The sequence below is a fragment of the Methylophaga lonarensis MPL genome (genome assembly GCF_000349205.1).
Lineage (GTDB): Bacteria > Pseudomonadota > Gammaproteobacteria > Nitrosococcales > Methylophagaceae > Methylophaga > Methylophaga lonarensis.
Genome location: NZ_APHR01000058.1, coordinates 64,050 through 71,476, shown reverse-complemented (window position 1 = coordinate 71,476; position 7,427 = coordinate 64,050). Strand labels below are relative to the sequence as shown.

The following is a 7,427-nucleotide window of genomic DNA, read 5'->3' as shown; positions in this document are numbered from 1 at the left end:
TCAGTCAGAGACAATAACTTGATTSASGTTTGCATTCTTGCGAATTACTCACGTCTGATTTATCGAAACAAATCCCACGCAAGCACCCACACAAATTACTTGATTCTGATTTTTTAAAGAGCTGCTGACTCGTGCCAGCAAAGAAGCGAGAATTATACAGATAAACCGCTTCTTGTCAATATCTAGCTGCCGTATCCGCGCCGGTTTATGCCGTTGCGTGTCGAGCAGAGAGGCGCATTCTACAGGTTCGTTTTGACTAGTCAACAGGAAGTTCTTCCCGATTAGATTGGAGCCGTGTTAGTCGTTTGATATTGATGGTTATTTTAAGGCGAACATTACTCCAACATTTGAGTTTAGCCGGAGGTTTCCTGGGTGTAGTCCGCCTGTCAATATGCGTCGGAGCGATATTCGCGCAGTGATTATTGCTGAAGCGAGTTGGTCAGATAGTGTCGACAGTGTTCCCGTTTGTATTGAATTTTGGTCATTCACACTAAAAGACACCATCTTGGCTAATACTCACAGGATCGAAAGCTAATCACTCAAATATGATTGCGTTCGAGTGTGTCGGCGAAAGCCATAATCTCTGACGCCACGGATAAATCTGCATATTCGTGTATGCCTTTGGTGATGAAACATCAACGTTTACATATTCTCTAACGATAATTTCTTTCAGGCATTCCAATTTTTCGCCCACCAGTTGATCTTCCATGCTTAAGTGTTGCCCAGCCAAGCTGTTGCTATGTGACTGTTCTTTGTAAATTTGCACCATGGTCAAGAAATTAAGCCGTTTGAGAAAAGTTTTATCATCGTGAAGCCAGCAAACTCTCACTTACCTGTTTGACTACAACAATAAGGAGAGAAGATGACCAACCACTCACAACATGCCGGCAATGTAATACTACTTCGAGGCGCTTGCTTGTGGATTTTGATGGCGCTAATACTGGCTTGGATTCTAGTCGGCCTCTATAACCAGATTGGCTTTCTGCAACAGCTATTTCCAGGTGAACTTCGTCGGATATTGCAGGCACATATCGACTTTTTGCTGATGAGTGCGTTGATACTGGGATTTTATGGTGCCAAGGTGAGTTTGCCATGGCATGTCAGCTGGGCAATGGTCGTAGGGGCCTTTACGAACTCCAGCCTGTTCTTGATGTATGCACTTTTTCCAGTGCTTGATCCGGCAACTGAGGCATACACACCGAATGGCTTCTGGTTCAATCTTTTTAATGTGTATCTGTACTCGAGCCTGCTTGTGACCAGTTATGGGTTTGGCAAGGGTGCCGTAGTAGTGCTTCGCTCAACAAAATCATCGGCTGATGACACTTCGCAGAACTGCAAACGCTGCGGCCGAAGACTGGCTTGATCCATCACACCGATGCCGAGTGTCGGCATCGGTGATTCATCAGTTACGCGGCAACAACACGAGCGAATTTGCGCTTACCGACCTGAATGATATGGGTCATCCCCGCCTGCAACAGCCAGTCCTTGTCATCAAGTCTTTCAGCATCGATCTTCACCGCACCCTGCTTTAGCATGCGTAAAGCTTCTGAGGTGCTGGCAGTAAGACCTGCCTCTTTCAAAACATTGGCAATTGGCATACCTTCTCCGACGGCAAGCTGAATCTCTTCAATATCCTCGGGAATTTCACCCTTTTTGAACTGGTTTTCAAAAGCTTGTCGAGCTTCGGGGGCTGCCGCTTCACCATGAAAACGCGCGACAATTTCCTCAGCGAACAGTTTTTTGATTTCCACCGGGTTACGGCCGGAGGCAACCGACTGTCTCCACTCGTTAATCTCATCAAGTGCTCGGAAACTCAGCAGATCGATATAGCGCCACATCAACTCATCCGATATTGACATGATTTTGCCGAAGATATCCTTGGCCGGCTCGCTGATACCAATATAGTTGCCCAAGGATTTCGACATCTTTTGCACACCGTCGAGCCCTTCAAGCAACGGCATGGTTAGAATAGTCTGTTGCGACTTACCATAGGCCTTTTGCAATTCACGGCCCATTAAAAGGTTGAATTTCTGGTCAGTACCGCCAAGTTCAACATCCGCCTCCAGCACTACCGAGTCATAACCCTGAATCAATGGATACAAAAACTCGTGAATGGCAATCGGCTGGCCACCGTTGTAACGCTTGTGAAAGTCATCACGTTCCAACATGCGCGCCACAGTATGGTTGGAAGCCAGACGAATCATGCCGGCCGCGCCCAGTTCGTTCATCCAGTGTGAGTTAAACACCACCTGGGTACGTTCAGGATCGAGAATCTTGAACACCTGTTCCTGATAGGTTTTTGCATTATCAGCGACTTGTTCAGGGGTGAGTGGTTTGCGCGTTACATTTTTGCCGGTGGGATCACCAATCATGCCGGTAAAGTCGCCGATTAAAAATAGTATGGTATGGCCGAGATTCTGGAACTGTCGAAGTTTGTTTAACAGAACTGTGTGACCCAGATGCAGATCCGGCGCGGTAGGGTCGAAACCAGCTTTGATGCGCAACGGTTTGCCCGTTTCAAGCTTCTCAATAAGCTCTTTTTCAACCAGTATTTCTTCAGCACCTCGACGAATTTCAGCAAGTGCCTTTTCAACATCAGCCATTCAGCATCTCCAATGTCCGGGAATTGGCGGCAAATGTTATCACAATGCCCTGGGCTGGAGGGGTTCCAATTCTCAGTAAATACTGCGAGAATTGACGGAATTTATTTCAAGAGCCGGGTTCGCTTATGAAGAAACGTAACAGACTTCTTAACTCTTCAGCGGGCAACCGCCTGTTTGCAACCTCTACTCGTCCTAAGCACCATCATTTCAAAACGATATCCTTTCTGGCCCTGGCCGGGATTTTCATCACATCAATCGTACTGGCGACCAGCGAGCCTTCTGCGTCCAATCAGACGCAGGTGATCGAATTACCTAACCTCAACACAGCGCCTGAGGGTAGCTTTCAGCAGGCGGCACTGCCTCCGCAACACCAGGTGTTCGGACTCAGTCAGCCGCGCATTCAAAGAGAAGCTGAAAAATCTCAAGCAGAATCAGTCAGCGAAACAACTGTTCAAGAAACAGAACAAGACATCGCAATCACCGAATCCGAGCAGCTTGAACAATTACATCTTCTTGAAGCTGCACAGCTGGATACAGCCGAGTCTGAAATCGACGTTGTCAGTCAAACTGAAAAAAACATCGCCGATCCCACACTTGACTGGCAGGAAATCACCGTTGCCAATGGTGATAACCTTTCTTTGATTTTTCCACGTGTTGGATTGACCGCGAGAGACGTTTACAACGTCGCACAGACACCTGGCGACATTCAAGCTCTACTCAATTTGCGGCCGGGTCAAACTATGCGCTTTGGCATCACTAAAGATGATGATGCCAAACTGAGTGTGCTTGAGTTGGAAATTTCGCCACTGGAAACCCTCATTGTCTCCGCTGCTGAGAGTGGCTATACGGCAGAAAGATCTATCCGTGAACTTGAAACGCATCAACAACAAGCTGCCGGAGAAATCCAAAGCTCGCTGTTCGCCGCAGGCATTCAAGCAGGCATGTCAGACAAACTCATTATGGAACTCGCCTATGTGTTTGGGTGGGATATCGACTTTGCACTTGATATCCGCAAAGGCGACAGTTTTCGGGTGATTTACGAGGAAGGCTATCTTGATGGCAACAAGATCAGCGATGGCAACATACTCGCTGCCGAATTCACAAATCGCGGCAGAACCTACCGAGCTATCCGCTTTACAGACTCTGACGGTCATGCCGACTATTACACTGCTGACGGACGCAGCATGCGACGTGCGTTCAACCGCACACCCGTCCATTTTTCGCGTATCAGCTCTCGCTTCAATCCAAACCGACTTCATCCGGTTCTTGGTACCAATCGCCCACATCGTGGTGTGGACTACGCGGCACCTACCGGCACTCCCATCATGGCAACTGGCAATGGTCGGGTCGAAAGCATCGGCAATCAGGGGGGATACGGTTTGACAGTAGTGCTGTCACACGGCGGAAAATACACAACCCTGTACGCTCATATGTCCAGATTCAAATCCGGCCTGAAACGTGGTGATCGTGTTCGCCAAGGCGATGTGATTGGTTATGTCGGTATGACTGGACTGGCAACCGGCCCTCACCTGCACTACGAATTCCGTGTCAATGGTGTTCACCGCGATCCATTGACTGTTGAATTACCTCAGGCTGAACCGATTGCTGACAAATACCGTCAAGCATTTCAACAACAGGCGCAGCCTCTGCTGGCCAAATTGGATAACCTGGAAATTCCGGCCTTGGCAGCTCTTCAGCAAGACTAGATAGTACTTGACTATCACCACACCAGAGGAAGTTATGCTCTGGTGTGGTGTTGAAAATACCCGGCTTGCCGGTTGTTATTTGGAATGACCACAAACTGCTTCTCTTGCCCATGATTGGTGTATGTTCAATCACCACATAGGCAGCGGTGAATAATCAACAGGCTCTAGACACTTTGACTCTATTTATTGGCGTGATGTCCGGCACCAGCCTGGACGGAATTGATGTTGCTGTGGTTGAGTTTGCTACTGAAGGACAGTTCAGACTGCAGGCAGCGCAGACGTTTCCCTATGACTCAGAACTACGTGCTTCACTACTGCGACTGATAGAAAATCAGCAATGCAGCCTGACCGAGCTTGGTCAGTTAGATATGGCCATTGGCGAAGCTAGCGCTGATGCCATCCTACATCTGCTCACTCAACAAAATATTGCGCCCAACCGCATCAAAGCCATCGGTAGCCATGGGCAAACGATATGTCATGCGCCCGACCTTGAACTGCCCTTTAGTTTACAAATTGGCAATCCAAGCTTAATTGCTGAAAGAACAGGCATTACGACTGTCAGTGATTTTCGTGAGAGAGATATGGTGGCAGGCGGTCAGGGCGCTCCTCTGGTACCCGCCTTTCATCAATCGCTGTTCAGTTCCGATGCAGAGAACCGGGTGATTCTCAATATTGGTGGCATCAGTAACATCACTGTGCTATCCAAGGAAGAAAACAGCCAGCCAGTGGCATTTGACACTGGACCCGGCAATGTCTTGCTGGATGCATGGATACAGCGCTCTCTGGGTGCACCATATGATGATTCGGGCAAGTGGGCGGCCGAGGGTCAATACAACGAACAACTTTTAACCTGCCTGATGGAAGATGCCTATTTTTCCAGACCAGCCCCTAAAAGTACCGGGCGTGAGCTATTTAATGCTCAATGGCTAAGCAAATTACTCGATAAATGTCAGGCAATCACAACACTGTCCGCTGAAGATATCCAGGCGACACTGGCAAGACTGACGGCAGTTTCCATTGTCGATGACATCATGCGTTATGCACCAGAAACACAAGCGGTCTATGTCTGTGGTGGTGGCGCACACAACCTCCATCTGCTGAATCAGCTGAGCGAACTGCTCGGACCGGATATCAGATTGGCAACCACGGAAGCTATTGGCTTGTCGCCCGACTGGATGGAAGCTTGTGCTTTTGCCTGGCTGGCACAACAAACCATTCTGCAACGGCCTGGCAATCTGCCCAGCGCCACTGGAGCGCGTAAGGCCTGCATCCTGGGTGGGATTTATGCATCAAGCAAGGCATCGTAGTCTGCCGCCGACAAAAATTGTTGCATGTCGGTTTGCTGTTTCGGGCTAACACTAAAAAGCCAGCCTCCCTCATAAGGCTCCTGATTAATCAGCTCAGGTCTATCTGCAAGCTCTTGGTTAATCATGGTCACCGTCCCTGTAAATGGCAGGGTAATCTCGGTAGCAGACTTCACCGATTCAAGCACGGCAACGATCGCCCCCTCTGAATATACCTCCCCAAGACTGGGCAAGGTGACATAAACCAGATCTCCGAGCTGATCCTGTGCAAATTCCGTGATTCCCAATTTCCATACATCACCTGCTTGCTGTTCCAGCCATAAATGCTGTGTGGTGTATTTCAATTGTTCAGGGTTTTCGTGCACTTCACACTCGGCCATAAAGGGCGTTTAGGTACGCCAGCCGCTGACACGTCCCTTCTTCCAGCATCTCCCAGTCAAATTTCCACTGCCAGTTGTCTTCAGTGGTGCCTGGTGTATTCATGCGGTGCTGACCATCCAATGCCAAGACATCTTGCATGGGAATGATCGCGAGTTCGGATACAGACTGCAGTGCCGTTCGAATCAACAGCCATGGCATCGCTTCAGGACTCTCGCCAGATAACTATGGAGATGTAGTTGTGTGGCCTGATCAAGCGACTCATACCAGCCCAGTGTTGTATCGTTATCGTGCGTTCCAGTATAAGTCACGCTATCAGGCCGGTGTTGATGAGGAAGATACGGATTAGTCGCATCTCCTCCAAAGGCAAACTGCAGGATATTCATACCCGGCAAGGCAAACTGCTCACGCAAGGCGGTGACTTCCTCGGTGATAATGCCAAGATCTTCTGCCACCAGCGGCAACTCACCAAAATGAGCCAACAAATTGCTGAACAGTGCTTCACCTGGCGCTTTTTTCCACTCACCATCGACAGCAGTCAGACAATGCGCCGGTATCTCCCAACAAGCTTCAAAGCCACGAAAGTGATCAATTCGAATCAGATCAAATAATAGCAGCTGACTGGTCAGCCGTTGTTGCCACCACTGAAATTTCTCATCTTCATGCTTTTGCCAACGATAAAGCGGATTACCCCAACGTTGCCCGGTCTCGGAAAAATAATCTGGTGGAACACCGGCAACTGTTTCTGGTTGCCCGGTTTCATCCAAAGTGAATAACTCCGGGACCGCCCAGACATCTGCACTGTCGTGAGCAACAAAAATTGGCATATCGCCAAACAATTTAACGCCTCGGTCGTTAGCATACTGCTTGAGTGAGCTCCATTGCTCATAAAACATGAACTGCTCAAACTTCCTAACCATCAGCGCCTCTCGGCGCTGAAGCGAAAACTCGTAAAGTGCGCTCTTATCGCGATCTCGCAACTCATCCGGCCAGTCATACCAGGCGGTTGCATGGTTTAGATGGCGTAACTCGCGAAACAATACATAGTCGTCCAACCAGTATTGATTGTGCTGGCAAAACTGCTGAAATGCCTGCTGTTCATCTGCCGATGCTGATTGCGAAAACTGCCTGAAAGCATGCGCCATGATGGTGATGATTTTTTTGCCTGTCATTTCAGCCGGGTTTGCCCAAGCTTTGCCGCGAATCGAATCCAGGCAGATGAGTTTGTTGTTTCCTGCGTGTGCAGACAAGCATTGATAGGGAGAACCATCACTGTGAGTGGGCCCCAAAGGCAAAACCTGCCAGACGGTTACTCCCGAGGCCTGAAGAAAGTCTACAAAGCGATAAGCATCTGAGCCAAGATTGCCAGAAGGCAGGCTTGTGATATGTAGCAGGATTCCTGTCCGTCGTTGGTCAAAAATATGAGCTTTTTTCAT

The 7,427-nt window shown here is 48.9% G+C and carries 7 protein-coding genes; 3 read left to right on the top strand and 4 right to left on the bottom strand.

The features are described from left to right. Positions 1-862 precede the first annotated feature (862 nt). A complete protein-coding gene (locus MPL1_RS10515) occupies positions 863-1,363 on the top strand; it encodes a hypothetical protein (RefSeq protein ID WP_009727114.1) in 501 nt (166 codons plus the stop codon). A gap of 43 nt (positions 1,364-1,406) precedes the next feature. Here the strand turns inward: MPL1_RS10515 and tyrS are convergent, their stop codons facing one another. Then, positions 1,407-2,603 carry a tyrosine--tRNA ligase gene (tyrS, locus tag MPL1_RS10510; protein ID WP_009727113.1) on the bottom strand — a complete coding sequence of 399 codons (1,197 nt, stop codon included), beginning with the start codon at positions 2,601-2,603 and terminating at the stop codon, positions 1,407-1,409. A gap of 125 nt (positions 2,604-2,728) precedes the next feature. Here tyrS and MPL1_RS10505 point away from each other — a divergent pair, with 125 nt between their 5' ends. Together MPL1_RS10505 and MPL1_RS10500 are read left to right on the top strand one after the other, a co-directional pair. Then, a complete protein-coding gene (locus tag MPL1_RS10505) occupies positions 2,729-4,309 on the top strand; it encodes an OapA family protein (protein ID WP_009727112.1) in 1,581 nt (526 codons plus the stop codon). Between the two features lie 173 nt (positions 4,310-4,482). After that, a complete protein-coding gene (locus MPL1_RS10500) occupies positions 4,483-5,616 on the top strand; it encodes an anhydro-N-acetylmuramic acid kinase (RefSeq protein WP_009727111.1) in 1,134 nt (377 codons plus the stop codon). Here the strand turns inward: MPL1_RS10500 and gcvH are convergent. From gcvH to malQ, 3 genes are read right to left on the bottom strand one after another with little or no spacing between them, the layout of a single operon-like run. Beyond that, positions 5,592-5,978: a glycine cleavage system protein GcvH gene (gene gcvH / locus MPL1_RS10495; protein WP_161604021.1), complete on the bottom strand. Its 387-nt coding sequence runs from the start codon at positions 5,976-5,978 to the stop codon at positions 5,592-5,594. The genes MPL1_RS10500 and gcvH overlap by 25 nt on opposite strands. Position 5,979: 1 nt before the next feature. Beyond that, positions 5,980-6,192, bottom strand: a complete 213-nt coding sequence (locus tag MPL1_RS14320; RefSeq protein ID WP_268743769.1) for a 4-alpha-glucanotransferase — start codon at positions 6,190-6,192, stop codon at positions 5,980-5,982. Continuing rightward, a complete protein-coding gene (gene malQ, locus MPL1_RS10490) occupies positions 6,177-7,427 on the bottom strand; it encodes a 4-alpha-glucanotransferase (RefSeq protein WP_268743768.1) in 1,251 nt (416 codons plus the stop codon). Before malQ ends, MPL1_RS14320 begins: the two co-directional genes overlap by 16 nt.